Origin of the sequence: Micromonospora sp. MP36, from assembly GCF_008119785.1 — a bacterium.
In the GTDB taxonomy this organism is placed as follows: Bacteria; Actinomycetota; Actinomycetes; order Mycobacteriales; family Micromonosporaceae; genus Micromonospora.
On sequence record NZ_VSFA01000072.1, the window covers coordinates 1 to 16,947 of the forward strand.

14 protein-coding genes are annotated in these 16,947 nt (G+C 72.2%); 9 read left to right on the forward strand and 5 right to left on the reverse strand.

Features of this window, described 5'->3' with window-relative positions; all coding sequences use genetic code 11:
• Window positions 1-232 precede the first annotated feature (232 nt).
• Window positions 233-628 (forward strand): hypothetical protein, encoded by a 396-nt coding sequence (locus tag FXF52_RS30240; protein ID WP_148801911.1) that lies wholly within the window; start codon window positions 233-235, stop codon window positions 626-628.
• 59 nt (window positions 629-687) lie between these two features.
• On the opposite strand, the gene FXF52_RS30245 is transcribed toward FXF52_RS30240, so the two are convergent.
• The 3 genes from FXF52_RS30245 to FXF52_RS30255 all read right to left on the reverse strand — a co-directional run bounded on the left by FXF52_RS30245 (window position 688) and on the right by FXF52_RS30255 (window position 4,688).
• Window positions 688-1,647, reverse strand: coding sequence for a sporulation protein (locus FXF52_RS30245; RefSeq protein WP_148801913.1), 960 nt, complete (start codon window positions 1,645-1,647; stop codon window positions 688-690).
• A gap of 169 nt (window positions 1,648-1,816) precedes the next feature.
• On the reverse strand, window positions 1,817-2,593 hold the full coding sequence (locus FXF52_RS30250; RefSeq protein ID WP_148801863.1) for a DeoR/GlpR family DNA-binding transcription regulator: 777 nt from the start codon (window positions 2,591-2,593) through the stop codon (window positions 1,817-1,819).
• Between the two features lie 28 nt (window positions 2,594-2,621).
• On the reverse strand, window positions 2,622-4,688 hold the full coding sequence (locus tag FXF52_RS30255) for a beta-galactosidase (RefSeq protein WP_148801865.1): 2,067 nt from the start codon (window positions 4,686-4,688) through the stop codon (window positions 2,622-2,624).
• 276 nt (window positions 4,689-4,964) lie between these two features.
• Between FXF52_RS30255 and FXF52_RS30260 the strand changes: the two genes are divergently transcribed.
• From FXF52_RS30260 to FXF52_RS30295, 8 genes are all read left to right on the forward strand, one after another.
• The gene (locus FXF52_RS30260) at window positions 4,965-6,299 is read left to right on the forward strand and encodes an ABC transporter substrate-binding protein (RefSeq protein ID WP_148801867.1); all 1,335 of its coding nucleotides are present in this window, start codon (window positions 4,965-4,967) and stop codon (window positions 6,297-6,299) included.
• Window positions 6,300-6,321: 22 nt separating this feature from the next.
• Window positions 6,322-7,275, forward strand: a complete 954-nt coding sequence (locus FXF52_RS30265; protein ID WP_148801869.1) for a carbohydrate ABC transporter permease — start codon at window positions 6,322-6,324, stop codon at window positions 7,273-7,275.
• The gene (locus FXF52_RS30270) at window positions 7,272-8,183 is read left to right on the forward strand and encodes a carbohydrate ABC transporter permease (protein WP_148801871.1); all 912 of its coding nucleotides are present in this window, start codon (window positions 7,272-7,274) and stop codon (window positions 8,181-8,183) included. Before FXF52_RS30265 ends, FXF52_RS30270 begins: the two co-directional genes overlap by 4 nt.
• On the forward strand, window positions 8,180-10,435 hold the full coding sequence (locus FXF52_RS30275) for an alpha-galactosidase (RefSeq protein WP_148801873.1): 2,256 nt from the start codon (window positions 8,180-8,182) through the stop codon (window positions 10,433-10,435). The genes FXF52_RS30270 and FXF52_RS30275 overlap by 4 nt, the downstream gene beginning before the upstream one ends.
• A 113-nt stretch (window positions 10,436-10,548) precedes the next feature.
• Window positions 10,549-10,941 carry a YciI family protein gene (locus FXF52_RS30280; RefSeq protein ID WP_222870765.1) on the forward strand — a complete coding sequence of 131 codons (393 nt, stop codon included), beginning with the start codon at window positions 10,549-10,551 and terminating at the stop codon, window positions 10,939-10,941.
• Window positions 10,942-10,948: 7 nt separating this feature from the next.
• Complete coding sequence (locus tag FXF52_RS30285; protein WP_148801877.1) at window positions 10,949-12,193, forward strand: RNA polymerase sigma factor; 1,245 nt, start codon at window positions 10,949-10,951, stop codon at window positions 12,191-12,193.
• Window positions 12,194-12,616: 423 nt separating this feature from the next.
• On the forward strand, window positions 12,617-13,264 hold the full coding sequence (locus FXF52_RS30290; RefSeq protein ID WP_148801879.1) for a hypothetical protein: 648 nt from the start codon (window positions 12,617-12,619) through the stop codon (window positions 13,262-13,264).
• A 161-nt stretch (window positions 13,265-13,425) separates the two neighbouring features.
• Window positions 13,426-14,388: a TIGR03557 family F420-dependent LLM class oxidoreductase gene (locus FXF52_RS30295; protein WP_148801881.1), complete on the forward strand. Its 963-nt coding sequence runs from the start codon at window positions 13,426-13,428 to the stop codon at window positions 14,386-14,388.
• Between the two features lie 250 nt (window positions 14,389-14,638).
• Here the strand turns inward: FXF52_RS30295 and FXF52_RS30300 are convergent, their stop codons facing one another.
• Both FXF52_RS30300 and FXF52_RS30305 read right to left on the reverse strand, forming a co-directional pair.
• A complete protein-coding gene (locus FXF52_RS30300; RefSeq protein WP_148801915.1) occupies window positions 14,639-15,442 on the reverse strand; it encodes an endonuclease/exonuclease/phosphatase family protein in 804 nt (267 codons plus the stop codon).
• 9 nt (window positions 15,443-15,451) lie between these two features.
• Window positions 15,452-16,942 carry a phosphatase PAP2 family protein gene (locus FXF52_RS30305; RefSeq protein ID WP_148801883.1) on the reverse strand — a complete coding sequence of 497 codons (1,491 nt, stop codon included), beginning with the start codon at window positions 16,940-16,942 and terminating at the stop codon, window positions 15,452-15,454.
• Window positions 16,943-16,947 lie beyond the last annotated feature (5 nt).

Sequence of the window (16,947 nt, forward strand, 5' to 3'; positions counted from 1 at the left end):
GGGGGGCCGGGGCCCGCCGGGGGGGTGCCCCGGGCCCCCCCCCGGGGGGCCCGGGCGGGCCCCGCCGGGGGGGGGGGGGGCCCGCCCCCCCCCCCCGCGCCCCCCCCCCCCCCCCGGGGGGGGGGGGGGGGGGGGGGGGCCCCCCCGCCACGAACGCGAACCGTGCCGTGGCCGAAACGCGGTAGCGGGGCGAGGGTGCAGAGAACGACTCATCGCATCCGAGGAGGACAAGATGAGCACGCAGGCTGCGTCCACCAGGCCCGTGAACCGGCCGATGCAGGAGGCGCCGACCCGGGCGAGGCAGGAGATGCCCAACCGGGCGGCAATGGAAGAGACCCGCCAGATGGCGATGATGCACGACGGCTCCCGGGAGCGGGCGCCGGGCACCGAGACGAAGCAGGCGTTCCTCACCACCGAGTTCTGGGTGTACGCCGCCGCCGTCGCGGTCGTCGTGGTCGTCTCCTACTGGCACAGTTCCATCACCAACGGGCTGAAGATCACCAACCCGAACCTGGCGTGGTGGTACCTGACCATCCTGACAGGGGCTTACCTGTTCAGCCGTGGTCTGTCCAAGGCCGGTAGCACCCGACGGTCCTTCATGGAGCGCCGGGCAGCCCGACGACAGTGAGCCACACCTGAGAGCGACGCTGGCCCCGGGAGTCTCCCGGGGCCACCGTCGTGCGTGGACTACTCGAAGTCCCCGCCGAAGTCGCCGAAGTCGCCCTCAAAGGCGTCCTCGATCAGCTCGCCGGCGACCAGGCCACCGGCCACGCCCAGGGCGGCGCCCGCCACCATGCCGCCCATGCCGGACCCGCGGTGGCCGTGGTGGCCGTGGTGCCCGTGCGGGCCGAAGCCCTGGGCGCGCAGGTTGCCGTAGCGCGAGGTGGTCTCCCGCAGCCAGCCGTCCACCACCTGCGCCCAGTCGGTGCGGCCCGCGTCGCTGTGCGGGACGCTGTACCGGCCGAAGACGTCGTGCCCGGCGGTGAAGAAGCCGCCGCGCTTGTCGCACTCCAGGATCACCTCGACGCCCCGCTGGCTGGTCACGAAGGTCAGCTCGACCTCGGTGACGACCTGCGCGTACTGCGGTGCGGCGAAGAACTCGATCTCCTGGTAGAACGGCAGCGTCTGCTGCACCCCGTGGATGTGGCCACGCTCCAGGTCGGCGTGCTTGAACCGGAAGCCGAGCGTCTGGAACGCCTCGAGAATCCGCTCGTGGATCGGCAGCGGATGCACCGCCACGTGGTCCAGGTCGCTCTTGTCCACCGCGCGGGCCACCGCGACCTCGGTACGCAGGCCCATCGTCATGCCGTGCAGCCGCTGCCCGTACACGTCGGTGACCGGGGTCTCCCACGGCACCGGGAGCTGGAACGGGATGGAGAGCTGCTGCTTCGGCGCCAGCTCCAGCCGGCCGCTGACCGGCATCCGGTGGAACTCCATGATGCCGGCGTACTCGGAGTCGCCGCTCTCCACCTCGACCCGGGTGACCAGGCCGACGCTGATCTGCTCGATGCTGGCCGGCGCGTCGCCGCCGACCAGGTTGACCTGCCCGTCGAGGGCCAGGCCGGGCCGAGTGTTCGGGTTGGTCAGCACCGTGTCGACGCTCGGGCCGCCGACGCCGAACGCGCTCAGCATCTTCTTGAAGACCATCGCCACTCCGCTTTCACCTTCGGCACGCTCCACGGCGGAGCGCGCACGGCCTCGAAGGGCACCCTAACCGGCACCCCTGTGAAGTGCCTGTGAGCGCGAGGGATCGCGGCGCGTTCGCCAGGGTGAGGTGACTCGGCGGAGCCGCTGAACGGATCGCCAACTCGCGCCGTCAGTTTGCGTCCACGACGACCAGCTCGCCGACCTGTTCGCCGATCTGCTGCCGCCCCTCCGCGGGCAGCCCGCCGTCGCTGATGAGCACGTCGGCCTCCGCGAGCGGGGCGATGGTGGCGATGCCGATGGTCTCCCACTTGGTGTGGTCGGCGAGCACGACGAGCCGCCGGGCCGCGGCGATCAGCCGGCGGTTGACGGCCGCTTCCAGCAGGTTCGGCGTCGTGAACCCGGTCCGCGGGCTCATCCCGTGCACGCCGAGGAAGAGCAGGTCGACGTTGAGGGCGGCGATGGCGGCCTCGGCCACCGGTCCGGTCAGCGCGTCCGACGGCGTACGGATGCCGCCGGTGAGCACGACGGTCTGGTCGGGGCGGGGGTTCTGGTAGAGGGCGTCGGCGACCGGGATCGAGTTGGTGACCACGGTGAGCCCGCGGACGTCGGCGAGCCGGGCGGCCAGCGCGGCGGTGGTGGTGCCGGCGGAGAGCGCGACAGCCATCCCGGGCTCGACCAGGCCGGCCGCCCGCTCGGCGATCGCCCGCTTCTCGGCCTGCTGCCGGATCGACTTCGCGGCGAAGCCGGGCTCCTCGGCCGAGCCGGGGCCGGCCAGCGTCGCACCACCGTGGACCTTGTCGACCAGCCCTCGTTCGGCGAGTGCCTCCAGGTCCCGCCGGATGGTCATGTCCGACACCCCGAAGCGGCTGACCAGATGGCTGACCCGGACGCCGCCGCGCTGGCGGATCAGCTCCAGGATGGCGCTCTGCCGTTGCTGGGCGAGCATGGATCCTCCTTCGGACGCGGGGGGCACGTCAGGCGGCCTCAGCCGTCCGGTCCACCATCGGATCGTCAGTCTCCGCCCTGGCCAGTGCCGGCTGGTCGGCGGCGCGGTCCGGTGTCTCGCGGACCACCGCCACCTCGCCGGCCGGGACCACCAGCTCGCCGGCGCAACTGTGGCCGCCGAGCAGCTCGATGCCGGTGACGGCCAGCCGGGCCTCGGCGTCGGTGTGGTTGATGACGAACAGCCAGCTCCGGTCGGCGGACCGGCGGCGGACCACCTCCACCCCCTCGGGCGCGGCCACCGGCGGGCGGACGCCGGACTCGGCGAGCAGCCGGGCGACGAGCCGGTCGGTGGCGGCCTCGTCGAGCCGGGTGCCGAGATACCAGGCGGCCCCAGCACCGACCGCGTGCCGGGTCAGCGCGGGCACCCCGGGCAGCGGACCGTCGGCGTACGCGGCGAGCACCTCCGCCCCCTCGGCGTGCAGCCACTCGGTCCACACGTCGGCGTCGGCGCCGTCGTCGAGGCGTACCCGCTCGCCCTTGCGCAGCGGGAAGAACTCCTCGGTGCGGACGCCGAGCAGCTCGCGGAACGCGCCCGGGTAGCCGCCGAGCCGGATGTGGTCGTGCTCGTCGACGATGCCGCTGAAGTAGGTGACCAGAGCGGTGCCGCCGGCCGCCACGAACGCCCGCAGGGCCTCGGCGTCGGCGTCGCGGACCAGGTAGAGGGTGGGCACCAGGACCAGCCGGTAGCGGGACAGGTCGGCCGACGGGTGCACCACGTCGGCGGTGACCCCGGCCCGCCAGAGCGCGCCGTGCAGGGCGGCGAGCCGGTCGACGTACGTGACGTCGGCGCTGGGGTGCGAGTCGAGTTCGACCCCCCACCAGGCCTCGTAGTCGAAGAGGATCGCCACGTCGGACTCCACCCGGCTGCCGCGCACCTCGGCGAGGGCCGCCAGGTCGGCGCCAAGCCGGCACACCTCGCGGAACACCTTGGTCTCCGGCCCGGCGTGCGGGACCAGCGCGGAGTGGTATTTCTCCGCCCCCGCCCGGGAGGCCCGCCACTGGAAGAAGAGCACCCCGTCGGCGCCGCGCGCCACGTGCGCGAGGCTGTTGCGCCGCAGTTGGCCCGGGGTCTTGGCGACGTTGCGAGGCTGCCAGTTGACCGCGCTGGTGGAGTGCTCCATCAGCAGCCACGGCCCGCCGCCGGCGACGCCGCGGGTGTGGTCGGCGGCGAGCGCCAGGTCGACCTGCGGACGCGGATCGGCGGCGATCAGGTAGTGGTCGTTGGCGACCAGGTCCACGTCGGACGTCCAGGAGTGGTAGTCCAGGTACTTCACGCCGCTGCCGATCATGAAGTTGGTGGTGACCGGCTGCCGGGTGAGCCGGGTCAGCACCTCCCGCTCCGCCCGCAGCTGGGCGCGCTGCTCGTCGGAGGAGAAGCGCAGGAAGTCCAGCTGCTGGGTGGGGTTGGCGAACGTCGGGGCGGTCCGCGGCGGGTTGATCTCCGCCCAGTCGTGGTAGCGCTGGCTCCAGAACGCGGTGCCCCAGGCGGCGTTGAGCGCGTCCAGGTCCCCGTAGCGCTCGCGCAGCCAGCGGCGGAACGCCTCCGCGCTGACGTCGCAGTAGCAGTGCACGTTGTGGCAGCCCAGCTCGTTGGAGACGTGCCACATCACCACGGCCGGGTGGTCGGCGTACCGGCCGGCGACGGCCTCGACCAGGGCGATCGAGCGATCGCGGAAGATCGGCGAGCTGGGGCAGTACGCCTGCCGCCCGCCCGGCCACAGGATCGTGCCGTCGGCGCGTCGGGGCAGCGTCTCCGGGTGCCGGTGGGCCAGCCAGGGCGGCGGGCTGGCGGTGGCGGTGGCCAGGTCGACGCTGATCCCGCCCTGCTGCAGCAGGTCGAGCGCCCGGTCGAGCCAGCCGAACTCGTAGCGGCCGGGGGCGGGTTCGAGCAGGGCCCAGGAGAAGATCCCGACCGAGACCAGGTTGACCCCGGCCCGGCGCATCAGCGAGACGTCCTCGGCCCAGGTCTCCTCGGGCCACTGCTCGGGGTTGTAGTCGGCGCCGTACCAGATGCGTTCGCCGTGCCAGTTCCGCATGAGAGCAGAGGGTGCCCCCGAACGGCAGCCAAGTCAACACTTTCCAACATCGATCGGGATTACCCCGGTTGACTTGCCTCGGCCATGTCACAACTGGGTTATCGGTCTCCGCGTCCCCTCTTGACAGCGCGGAACCAAGGGGTAGCTTCAACCGCCACCGGCTGTTTGTGTTCGGACATGTGGATTCACGGTGGATCGATCCCGGGCCGGCGCGAACAGCGATCACCACCCGGCACCGCCCTGGACGCAGCACACCTTCTCCACGCAGGAGGCACCATGTCCCGTCCCCGATCGCAAGCCGAGTACCTCGCCCGACTCGTACCCCCGTCCGTCGCCGGCCTGAATCGCCGCTCGCTGCTCGCCGGCGCGGCCGGCGCGGGCGCGCTGCTCGGCACGGGACTGCTCGCCGGCTGCGGCTCCGGCTCCGGCTCCGACTCCGGCGCAGGCTCGAAAACGGTCTCGCTCGGCTCGAACGCTTCGGATCCGACGCCGAAGGACGCCCTCGCCAAGGTGATGGACGGTTTCAAGACCTCGTCGGGTGTGCAGGTCAACATCAACACGGTGGACCACAACACGTTCCAGGAGAACATCAACAACTACCTGCAGGGCAAGCCGGACGACGTGTTCACCTGGTTCGCCGGCTACCGGATGCGGTTCTTCGCGGCCAAGGGCCTGGCCGGCGACGTCAGCGACGTCTGGGGCAAGCTCTCCGGCTACTCCGACGCGTTCAAGAAGGCCTCGACCGGCGACGACGGCAAGCAGTACTTCGTGCCCATGTCGTACTACCCGTGGGCGGTCTTCTACCGCAAGTCGGTCTGGCAGCAGCACGGCTACCAGGTGCCGAAGAGCCTGGACGAGCTGAACACCCTCGGCGCGCAGATGAAGAAGGACGGCCTGAACCCGATCGCCTTCGCCGACAAGGACGGCTGGCCGGCGATGGGCACCTTCGACATCCTCAACCTGCGGATCAACGGCTACCAGTTCCACGTCGACCTGATGGCCGGCAAGGAGGCGTGGACCTCCGACAAGGTGAAGAAGGTCTTCGACACCTGGGCCGGGCTGTTGCCGCTGCACCAGCCGGACGCCCTGGGCCGGACCTGGCAGGAGGCCGCCCAGTCGCTGCAACAGAAGAAGAGCGGCATGTACCTGCTCGGCCTCTTCGTCGCCGAGCAGTTCAACAAGGACGAGCAGGACGACCTGGACTTCTTCACCTTCCCCGAGATCGACCCGACCATCGGGGCCAAGGCCCTGGACGCGCCGATCGACGGCTACATGATGGCCCGCAAGCCGAAGTCCGAGGCCAACGCCAAGAAGCTGCTCGAGTACATCGGCGGCGTCGACGCCGCGAACATCCTCGTGAAGAGCAACCCCGGCACCCTGGTGGCCAACACCGGCGCCGACACCAGCGGCTACACCGCGCTGCAGAAGAAGGCCGCCGAGCTGGTCGGCTCGGCCACCGAGATCGCCCAGTTCCTCGACCGGGACACCCGCCCCGACTTCGCCTCCACGGTGATCATCCCGGCGTTCCAGCAGTTCATCAAGAACCCGAAGGACATCGGCGGGCTGCTCACCAGCATCGAGAACCAGAAGAAGTCGATCTTCACCAGCTGACGGCGGAAAGGGGGAGGACACCGTGTCCGACCTGCCCCTGATCCAAGCGGATCGCGCCGTGGCGCCGCCGGCCGCGACCACCACGCGTGGTCGCGGCCGCAGGCTACGGCTCCTGTCCCGCACCGACCGCGTGGTGATCACGCTGATGGTGCTCGTACCCCTGATCCTCGTCGTCGGCCTGGTCTGGCTGCCGGCGCTGGCCACCGTGCTGCTCTCCGGCACGAACTGGGACGGCATCGGCCCGCTCGGCGAGATCGACTGGGTCGGCCTGAAGAACTACGACGACGTGGTGAACATCTACCCGCCGTTCGTGCCGGCGATCCAGAACAACCTGCTGTGGCTGGCCGCGCTCTTCGTGGTGGCCACCCCGTTCGGGATGTTCCTCGCCGTGCTGCTGGACAAGGAGCTGCGCGGCAGCCGGTTCTACCAGACCGCGCTCTACCTGCCGGTGGTGCTCTCCCTGGCGCTGATCGGCTTCGTCTGGCAGCTCATCTACAGCCGCGACCAGGGACTGCTCAACGCCTTGCTCGGCGGCGAGACCGACTGGTACGGCGACCCGCACGTGAACATCTGGGCGGTGCTCGTCGCCGCCGGCTGGCGGCACGTCGGCTACATCATGCTGCTCTACCTGGCCGGCCTGAAGGGCGTCGACCCGTCGCTGCGCGAGGCCGCCGCCGTGGACGGCTCCTCGGAGGCCAGCACCTTCTTCCGGGTCGTCTTCCCGGTGCTGCGGCCGATCAACATCATCGTGCTGGTGGTGACGGTGATCGAGTCGCTGCGCGCGTTCGACCTGGTCTGGGTCATCAACAAGGGCCGCAACGGGCTGGAGCTGATCTCCGCGCTGGTCACGGCGAACGTGGTGGGCGAGGCCAGCCGGATCGGCTTCGGCTCCGCGCTGGCGACCATCATGCTGGTCGTCTCGCTGGTCTTCATCACCCTCTACCTGGCCACCGTGATGCGGGAGGACAAGCGATGACGGCCGCGACGTTGACCCGCGAGGGCACGGCGGCCGCGCCGGCCACGCGTCGCCGGCCGCCGCGGCCCGCCCGGGTGGTCCTGCACCTCTTCCTGGGTGCGGTGGCCGTCGGCTGGCTCTTCCCGATCCTCTGGGCGGTGCTGACCTCGCTGCGGTCCTACGAGTACACCGCCACCCACGGGTACGTCTCGCTCGGCGGCTGGACGTTCGACAACTACCTCACCGCCTGGCGGACGGCGGAGTTCGGCAAGCACTTCCTGAACTCGGTCTACATCACCGTGCCGGCGGTACTGCTGACGCTCTTCCTCGCCTCCTGCGTGGCGTTCGTGATCGCCCGGTTCAGCTGGAAGGTCAACATCGCCCTGCTCGGGCTGTTCACCGCGGCGAACCTGCTGCCGCAGCAGGCTCTGCTGATCCCGCTGTTCCGGATGTTCACCGAGATCCCGCTGCCGGCGTGGCTGAGCGACTCCGAGCTGCTCTACGACAGCTACTGGGGGCTGATCCTGGTCAACGTCGCCTTCCAGTGCGGCTTCTGCGTCTTCGTGCTGAGCAACTACATGAAGGCGCTGCCGCACGAGCTGTACGAGGCGGCGATGGTCGACGGGGCCAGCGTGTGGCGGCAGTACTGGCAGGTCACCATGCCGCTGTGCCGGCCGGCCCTGGCCGCGCTGGCCACCCTCGAGGTGACCTGGATCTACAACGAGTTCTTCTGGGCCACGGTGCTGATGCGTACCGGCGACAAGTTCCCGGTGACCAGTTCCCTGAACAACCTGCGCGGCGAGTTCTTCACCGACAACAACCTCGTCTCGGCCGGCTCGGTGCTGGTCGCGATCCCCACCCTGGTGATCTTCTTCCTGTTGCAGAAGCAGTTCGTCCGGGGCCTGACGCTGGGAGCCTCCAAGGGATGACGATCGTCCACCTGCGCCGCGCCCGGACCAGCCTGGTGCTCGACGCGCGCGGGCCCGGCCTGCCCCGGGTCGTGCACTGGGGCGCGGACCTCGGCCCGCTCGCCGCCGACGAGCTGCCCGCCTTGGTCGACGCCACCATTCCGCCGGTGGTGCCGAGCAGCTTCGACGCGCCGACCGTGCTGTCGCTGCTGCCCGAACCGAGCGCCGGCTGGAGCGGTCGGCCCGGCCTGGCCGGCCACCGCGACGGCCGGGACTGGTCCACCGCGTTCCGCCTGACCGGGCTCGACGTGCTCGACGGGCCGGCCAGCGCCGACGCCGCGTCGGGCGACGAGGTGCCCGCCGCCCCGGACCGGGGCCGCGTGGCGGCGGGCGGGGAGGCGGTGCACGTACCCGATGGGGAGCGGGACCACGGCGGGGCCGGTGCCGCGCGGGTGGTCGTGCGGGCCGCGGACCCGGGCGCGGGGTTGTCGCTCACCGTCGAGCTGGCGCTCGACCCGGCCGGGTTGCTGACGCTGCGGCACCGGCTGCGCAACGACGGCGACCGGCCGTACGAGGTGCGGGAGCTGACCCCGGTGCTGCCGGTGCCGGCGGTCGCCACCGAACTGCTCGACCTGACCGGGCGCTGGTGCCGGGAACGCGCGCCGCAGCGGCACCCGTGGCCGATGGGCGCCTGGGTACGCGAGGGCCGGCACGGCCGCACCGGACACGACGCCACGCTGCTGCTCGTCGCCGGCACGCCGGGGTTCGGTTTCGGGCACGGCGAGGTGTGGGCGGTGCACACCGCGTGGAGCGGCGACCACATCACGGTGGCCGAGCGCCGCCCGACCGGGGAGTCCACCCTGGGCGGCGGGGAGCTGCTCGCCCCCGGCGAGATCCGGCTCGCCCCCGGCGAGGAGTACGCCACTCCCCTGCTCTACGCGGTCCACTCGCTCGACGGGCTGGACGGGCTCAGCGACGTGCTGCACGCCCACCTGCGGGCCCGCCCGGAGCACCCGCGCGCACCCCGCCCGGTGACCCTCAACGTCTGGGAGGCGGTCTACTTCGACCATGACCTGGACCGGCTCAAGGGGCTCGCCGACCGGGCCGCCGAGGTGGGCGTGGAACGTTTCGTGCTCGACGACGGCTGGTTCCGGGGCCGGCGGCACGACCAGGCCGGGCTCGGCGACTGGTGGGTCGACGACGACGTCTGGCCGGACGGGCTGCAACCCCTCATCGACCACGTCCGCAAGCACGGGATGCAGTTCGGGCTCTGGGTCGAGCCGGAGATGGTCAACCCCGACTCGGACCTGTTCCGGGGCCACCCGGACTGGGTGCTCCAGGCGCCCGGCCGGCTGCCGCCGGAGTGGCGCCACCAGCAGGTCCTCGACCTCGCCCACCCGGACGCGTACGCCCACCTGCTCGGCCGGCTGGCCGCGGTGCTGACCGAGCACGACGGCATCGCGTACCTGAAGTGGGACCACAACCGGGACCTCACCGAGGCCGGGCACGGCGGCCGGCCCGGGGTGCACGCGCAGACCGTGGCGGTCTACCGCCTCCTCGACGAACTGCGGGCCCGCCACCCGGGGGTGGAGATCGAGAGCTGCTCGTCCGGCGGGGCGCGGGTGGACCTGGAGATCCTGCGCCGCACCGACCGGGTGTGGGCCAGCGACTGCAACGACGCCCTGGAGCGGCTGTCGATCCAGCGCTGGACCGGCCTGCTGCTCCCGCCCGAGCTGGTCGGCACCCACATCGGACCGGAGCGCTCGCACACCACGCACCGGGTGCACGACCTGGGCTTCCGGGCGGTCACCGCGCTCTTCGGCCACCACGGCATCGAGTGGGACATCAGTGGCATCACCCCGGCGGAGCGGGCCGAACTTGCCGCCTGGGTGGCGCTGCACAAGCGGCTGCGTCCGCTGCTGCACGGCGGCCGGGTGGTCCGGGTCGACCACGCCGACCCGGCCGTGCAGGCGCACGGCGTGGTCGCCCACGACCGTTCCCACGCGGTGTACGCGATCTCCCGGCTGGCCACCTCGGTGGCGCAGATACCGGGCCCGGTACGCCTGCCGGGGCTGGACCCGTCGCGGCGCTACCTGGTCCGGCCGCCGGACGGGGTGCCGGAGCCGGCGCTGCTTCAGCTAAGCCCGCCCGGCTGGTTGGCCTCGGACGCCGGGGTGGCGTTGAGCGGGGCGGTGCTCGGCTCGCTGGGGCTCCAACTGCCCGTGCTGCATCCCGAACAGGCCCTGCTGCTGGAGGTCACCGCCGTCGGCTGAAAAATCTTGGAATTTCTTTGCTGCGGATGTCGAGAACCGGGGTGGCGGCTTCTACCTGAGGGTGGAAGCACCGAGAATCGGTGCACAGGCGTGAGGAGCGAACCGTGAAGTACATGCTGCTGATGCAGTTCAGCGCCGCCGGGACCGACTTCCCGTCGATCGACACCTGGACGCCCGAGGAGATCCAGGCACACATCGGGTTCATGCGGGAGGTCAACGCGAAGCTCACCGCCGACGGGGAACTGGTCCAGGCCGAGGGTCTGGCCGGCCCGCAGCAGGCGCGGATCGTCCGGGCGGGTGAGGGTGGCGCCCCGGTCGTCACCGAAGGGCCGTTCGCGGAGACCAAGGAGTTCCTCGCCGGCTGGTGGATCGTCGACTGCGAGACCCCGGAGCGGGCGGTCGAGATCGCCGCGCACATCTCCACCGCGCCCGGCCCCGGCGGGCGACCGCTGAACATGCCGATCGAGGTGCACCCGGTCATGTCGGCGCCACCGCAGGAGATCTGACCTGGGCATCCCGGACCGGACCGTCGAGGACCTGCTGCGCGAGCTGGCGCCGCAGGTCCTCGGCGTGCTCACCCGCCGGTTCGGTGACTTCGCCACCGCCGAGGACGCGGTGCAGGAGGCGCTGCTGGACGCGGCCACCCAGTGGCCGGCCCAGGGACTGCCGGACAACCCGCGCGGCTGGCTAGTCCAGGTCGCGTACCGCCGGATGATCGAGCTGGTCCGGGTCGAGGCCGCCCGCCGGGACCGGGAGGACCGCGTCGCCCGGCGCGACGGCGACCACGGGCGGGTCGCGCCGGCCGCGGACGAGCCGCTGATCTCGGACCGGGACGACACCCTGGTCCTGCTCTTCCTCTGCTGCCACCCGACGCTGTCCACCGCGTCGGCGATCGCGCTGACCCTGCGGGCGGTGGGCGGCCTCACCACCGCCGAGATCGCCCGCGCCTTCCTCGTCCCCGAGGCCACCATGGCGCAGCGGATCAGCCGCGCCAAGCAGCGCATCCGGACCTCTGGGCTGCCCTTCCGGATGCCGGACGAGGGCGAGCGCGAGGCCCGCCTCGCGACGGTGCTGCACGTGCTGTACCTGATCTTCACCGAGGGGCACACCGCTAGCCTCGGCCCGGACCTGCGCCGGGTCGACCTGGCCGAGGAGGCAATCCGGCTGACCCGGGCCATGCACGCGCTGCTGCCGGACGACAGCGAGGTGGCCGGGCTGCTCGCCCTGATGCTGCTCACCGAGGCCCGCGCCGCCGCCCGGACCGGCCCGTCGGGTGAGCTGATCTCCCTGGCAGACCAGAACCGCAGCCGGTGGGACGCCACCGCGATCGCCGAGGGGACCACGCTCGTCACCCGGGCGATGACCCGCGGGCCGGTCGGGCCGTACCAACTCCAGGCCGCCATCGCCGCGCTGCACGACGAGGCGCCGACCGCCGCGCAGACCGACTGGCCGCAGATCCTCGCCCTCTACCAGGTGCTGGAACGCCTCTCCGGAAACCCGGTGGTCTCGCTCAACCGCGCGGTGGCGACCGCCATGGTGCACGGCCCGACCGCCGGGCTGGACGCCCTCGCCGCCCTGGACGCCGACCCCCGGATGGCCGGGCACCACCGCCTCGACGCGGCCCGGGCACACCTCTACGAGATGGCCGGCGACCGGGACGCCGCGGTGGCCCACTACCGGGCCGCCGCCGGGCAGACCACCAGCCTGCCCGAGCAGCGCTACCTGCAGATGCGCGCGGCCCGGCTGGCCCAGGGCTGATCCCCGCCACACCGCCGACCTGCCGTTGATCCACTCCAGATCGGCGAGGTGGTGGTATCCCGGGCGGCGGGACACCATCACGTCGCCGATCCGGCATGGCCAGGCCGAACCTGCCGTCAGCGGGCGGTTCCAGTCGGGGGAAGGCGGGCGGCCGACGTGAAACGGCGGTGTGGCCCGTTGCCGTAGGTTGATAGCGTCCCGGCCATGTTCGGACGGGGCGTTCGACGCGGTGCTCAGGGACCCACCGGCACTGGCGATGCGGGGGCCTCAGCGCCTCGATCCGCTCGCGGGCCGATTGTCGTCGTCAGCAGCGTCGTCGCGCTGGCCGTTCTCACCGTTCCTGGCTACCGGCTACTCGCCGACCGTCAGGTCGCCAGCGGAGCGGCTGTCGTCCTGGCGGCCTTCGCTCCGGGAGCGTGGCTGGTGCTCTCCTGGCTCGTCCGCCTCGTGCAGTGGCGGCTCGCCGCGGGTGCTCCCGGAACCAATACCTTGGTGACCGCCCACCTCGCGCAGTCCCCACAGCCGCACACCCGGGGGCGAGCCATCGCTGCGGCGCACACTGCCGGCGCCATTGGTGGGATCAACAGCCGACCTCAGGGATACGCCGTCTGGCTGACGTGGCGCGGCCCGGACGGCGCGATCCGCCACCAACGCGTGGTCTGGGAGCCGTGGCTGCGCGAACTGACCCGGCCGCGCCAGGCCACCGTACGGCGTGGCCCGGGCCGGATCAGCGTGATCGACGTGCACGGCCATGGCCGGCTCTGGCCGGCGAGTTTCACCCTGCGCCGCCGCCCGTACGGGGTCAGGCTCACCCCCTTCAGCAAGGCACACAGGCTGCCGACGGAGAACAGCCTCTCCTTCGACCGGCTGGCCTTTCTTTTCGTACTCCTCCTCGCGCCCTGCCTGGGGGGCAGCATCGCGGAGGGTGCCTGGGCCCTCCTCGCCTGGGGGGTGGCGTACGTGGTCGCCTTCATGGCCGCCGTCGGCACATGGTTCGGCATCGTCCCGCCGGGCGCCTTGCCGCGAGCAGGCCGTCGAGGCAGCTCATTCCCGCCCGCAGGCCGGCGCTGAGACGACCGGTTCACGTGGCGGTCCGCCGAGTTGGGGGCGCGACGAGGCGCACGCGGGGCGGCGGGGATCGCCCGTGCCACGGGCCGCTGCGAAGCGGACACCAGGGTTGACCGCCGCGCTCCCGGGTATCCCGTGAGGATCCGCCCGAAGGGAGATGCGCCATGGTCAACGTCGGCTACAGCCTCCTGTGCGAGCAGGCCGGCCCGAAGCACCTGGTCGACCACGCCGTCCGCGCCGAGGCCGCCGGCTTCGACCACCTGGTCATGTCCGACCACTACTACCCGTGGCTCGACTCGCAGGGCCACTCCCCGTACGCCTGGTCGGTGCTCGGCGCGGTCGCCCACGCGACCAGCCGGGTCGGGCTGATGTCCTTCGTGACCTGCCCGATCCGCCGCTACCACCCAGCGGTGGTGGCGCAGAAGGCCAGCACGATCGGGGTCCTCTCGGACGGCCGGTTTACCCTCGGGCTCGGCGCCGGGGAGAACCTCAACGAGCACGTGGTCGGCGGCTGGCCGCACGTGGAGCAGCGGCACGAGATGTTCGAGGAGGCGCTGCAGATCATCCGGCCCCTGCTCAACGGCGAGACGTTGACCTTCTCCGGCAACCACTACGACGTGCCCGACGCGTACGTCTGGGACCGGCCGGAGCGGCCAGTGCCGATGGCGATCGCCGCCTCCGGCCGGCAGTCCGCCACCCTCGCCGCCGAGTACGGCAACGGCCTGATCGCCACGGAGCCCGACCCGCACCTGGTCCAGATGTACGACGACGCCGGTGGTGTCGGCAAGCCGCGCTACGGGCAGGTGGCGATCTGCTACGGCCCCGACGAGGCCGAGTGCCGCAAGATCGTGCACGACCAGTTCCGCTGGTTCGGCCTGGGCTGGAAGGTCAACGCGGAGCTGCCCGGGCCCGACTCGTTCGCCGCGGCGACCCAGTTCGTCCGCGAGGAGGACGTGGCCCAGGGCATCTCGTGCGGGCCGGACGTGGACCGGCACGTGGCGGCGTTCAAGAAGTTCGTCGACGCGGGCTTCACCCACGTGGCGTTCGTCCAGGTGGGTGCGGACAGCCAGCCGATGTTCCTGAACTGGGCGCAGGAGGAGCTGCTGCCCCGGCTCCGCGGGCTGTGACCCTCCGGCGTTGGTGGCCGTCACCCCTCGGGGCGGTGCAGGTTGGCGGAGCCGACGCGATCCGCACCCGGCCGGTGCCCGCCCTGACAGGGTGAGGGCATGCGTATCGGGAACACGGAGATCCGACCGCTCGGCGGTGGCCTCGGTTGCCTGCTGATGATCCTCTTCTCGATCCTCGTCTCGGTGGTGCTGACCATCGTGCTGAACCTGATCATCTGATCCGCCGCCTCCGGGGACGGCCGCCCACCGGTCAGGCCGGGGCCAGCGCCAGGTCCGCCACCACCGGATAGTGGTCGGAGGCGGTGTCGGCGTCGCCGCCCCGGACCACCCGCACCCGGCGGGTCAGTGCGGCCAGCGCGGGGGTGGCGAGCAGGTAGTCCAGGCGCATCCCGGCGAACTCCGCCCCGCCGTGCCGGGTCGGCACGGTCAGGCCGTCCGGTTCGCCGCCGCCGCTGGCCGGCCACAGGTCGACCAGGCCGGCGTCGAGCAGGCGGGACACCGCGCGGGTGTCGACGGTGCGGCCGTCGCGGCGCAGGTGGCGGCGCCGGTACCGGGAGGACAGGCCGGCCAGCAGCGCCACGTGGTCGACGGCCGGGTCGAGGGTGTTCAGGTCTCCGGCGAGCAGGGCCAGCCGGCCTCCGGTCCGCCGGACCGCCGCCGCCAGCCACTCCGCCTCCATCCGCCGCCGCCCGCCCGAATACGGATCGAGGTGGGTGCTGAACACGGTGAGCGGGCCCGCCCCGGTGGCCACCTCGACCCGGGCGGCGGCGTGGTGGAAGGGCCGGCGTACCCGGGCGGCGCGCAGCACCCGCAGCGGCGCGCGGACCAGCACCGCGACCGGCTGCCCGAAGCAGGACCGGGCCAGGTGGGGCACCATGCCCAGCCGGCCGGCCAGGTCGGCCATCCGGCCGCCGCGGTCGAGGCCGCGCAGCTCCTGCAGGGCCAGCACGTCGGGGCGCTGCCCGGTGACGACCGCGACGATCCGGTCCCACCGGTCGGGCCCGTCGCGGTCCCGCCCGCCGGTACGGATGTTCCAGGTCATCACCCGCAGCATCGGCACCCGTCAGTCGTCCCGGCCGGCCTTGGCAAGCTCGTCGTCCAGCTCGGGCACCTGCTCCGACTCGATGGCCGGCCGGTTGCCCTGCCCGACGTCGGCGTTGGGCCGGACCACCCAGCAGAGCAGCCCGATCCACAGGGCGCTGAGCAGGATCGCGCCCATGAAGTCGGTCGGGTGGTGCATGCCCCGGTACATCCGGGAGACGGCCACCCCGATCGGCATGAGCACCGCCAGAGCCACGAACAGCCACCGCCACCAGTGGTCGGTGCGGGCGAGCACGATGATCGCGATCGCCGTCCAGAGGCAGATGGTGGCGGCGATGTGCCCGGACGGGAAGGATGAGGTGGGCAGGTTTCCGTCCAGGTTCTCCACCGGCGGGCGGGGGCGGTCGACAGCGCCGGAAGCGGCGAGGAAGAGGCTCAGCTCGCCGAACATCGCCAGCGCCACGAAGAGCACCGGCCGCCAGCGCTTCCAGACAGCCAGCACCAGCGGGCAGAAGATCAGCGAGATCAGCAGGATGGCGTGGGTGTCGCCGAACTTGCTCCACCACCAGCTCAGGTTGTTCAGCGGGTCGGTACGCCGGGCCGCGAACCACTGCGGCACCTCGGTGTCGAGGGTGTCGAGGAACGTGCCCTTGGCGTGGTAGCTGACGAGCATGCCGAAGGCGTAGAGGGCGCCGAAGACGAGCACCCAGCCGACCAGCAGCTCGGCGACCGCCGAGCGGGGGTGCTCCAGCACGTGCTCCTCGGCCGGCGCGGGGGTGATCTCCTCCCCCGCCTCCGGCTCCAGGCCCTCGCTGATCGGCGGCACCGGCCGGCCACGGTCGCGCCGCCACAGCCGGAAGGCGTACGCGGTGACGCCGAGCCAGGTCGCGCCCAGCAGCCAGCCGCCGAGCACGTCCGAGACGAAGTGCACGCCCAGCGCGATCCGGGTCAGCCCGATCAGGACGACCAGCACGCCCACCCCGGCGATGGCCGGCCTGCGCCAGCGCGGCTGCATCGCCGGCAGGAAGACCAGCAGTAGCGCCCCGTACGCGACGAACGAGCCGAGCGCGTGCCCGCTCGGGAAGCTGTTGCCCGGCGCGTGGGTGATCGGCACGTCCACCACCGGGCGCAGCCGTCCGACCAGTGCCTTCAGCGACGGGTCGAGGATCAGCCCGCCCACCCCGCTGATGATCAGATAGACCGCCAGCCGGGACTGGCGACGGATCAGCAGGCCGACCACCGCGATGGTGACCAGCCAGATCAGCACCGGCCGGCCGCCCAGATCGGTGATCGCCTGGAGCACGGTGACCAGGGGGTGGTGCGGCGCCACGAGGGCGTTGAACCACTCGGCCGCCTCGCGGTCGGCGTGGTACAGCGGATCCCAGTGGAACCGGACCAGCATGAGCAGCACGCCGAACGCGACGCCCGTACCGGCGACGGCGAGCAGGCCGACGGCGCTGCGCTCGGCGAACCGACCGAGGGTCCGGCGGTTCGTCTCCTTGACCGCGGTCACCCCGC

What these genes read in the sequence shown, in the direction of transcription:
- FXF52_RS30295 (WP_148801881.1), top strand. Translation starts at nt 13,426, where the DNA reads ATGGTCAACGTCGGCTACAGCCTCCTGTGCGAGCAGGCCGGCCCGAAG.
- FXF52_RS30255 (WP_148801865.1), bottom strand. Translation starts at nt 4,688, where the DNA reads ATGCGGAACTGGCACGGCGAACGCATCTGGTACGGCGCCGACTACAAC.
- FXF52_RS30270 (WP_148801871.1), top strand. Translation starts at nt 7,272, where the DNA reads ATGACGGCCGCGACGTTGACCCGCGAGGGCACGGCGGCCGCGCCGGCC.
- FXF52_RS30245 (WP_148801913.1), bottom strand. Translation starts at nt 1,647, where the DNA reads ATGGTCTTCAAGAAGATGCTGAGCGCGTTCGGCGTCGGCGGCCCGAGC.
- FXF52_RS30275 (WP_148801873.1), top strand. Translation starts at nt 8,180, where the DNA reads ATGACGATCGTCCACCTGCGCCGCGCCCGGACCAGCCTGGTGCTCGAC.
- FXF52_RS30260 (WP_148801867.1), top strand. Translation starts at nt 4,965, where the DNA reads ATGTCCCGTCCCCGATCGCAAGCCGAGTACCTCGCCCGACTCGTACCC.
- FXF52_RS30280 (WP_222870765.1), top strand. Translation starts at nt 10,549, where the DNA reads ATGCTGCTGATGCAGTTCAGCGCCGCCGGGACCGACTTCCCGTCGATC.
- FXF52_RS30240 (WP_148801911.1), top strand. Translation starts at nt 233, where the DNA reads ATGAGCACGCAGGCTGCGTCCACCAGGCCCGTGAACCGGCCGATGCAG.
- FXF52_RS30250 (WP_148801863.1), bottom strand. Translation starts at nt 2,593, where the DNA reads ATGCTCGCCCAGCAACGGCAGAGCGCCATCCTGGAGCTGATCCGCCAG.
- FXF52_RS30300 (WP_148801915.1), bottom strand. Translation starts at nt 15,442, where the DNA reads ATGCTGCGGGTGATGACCTGGAACATCCGTACCGGCGGGCGGGACCGC.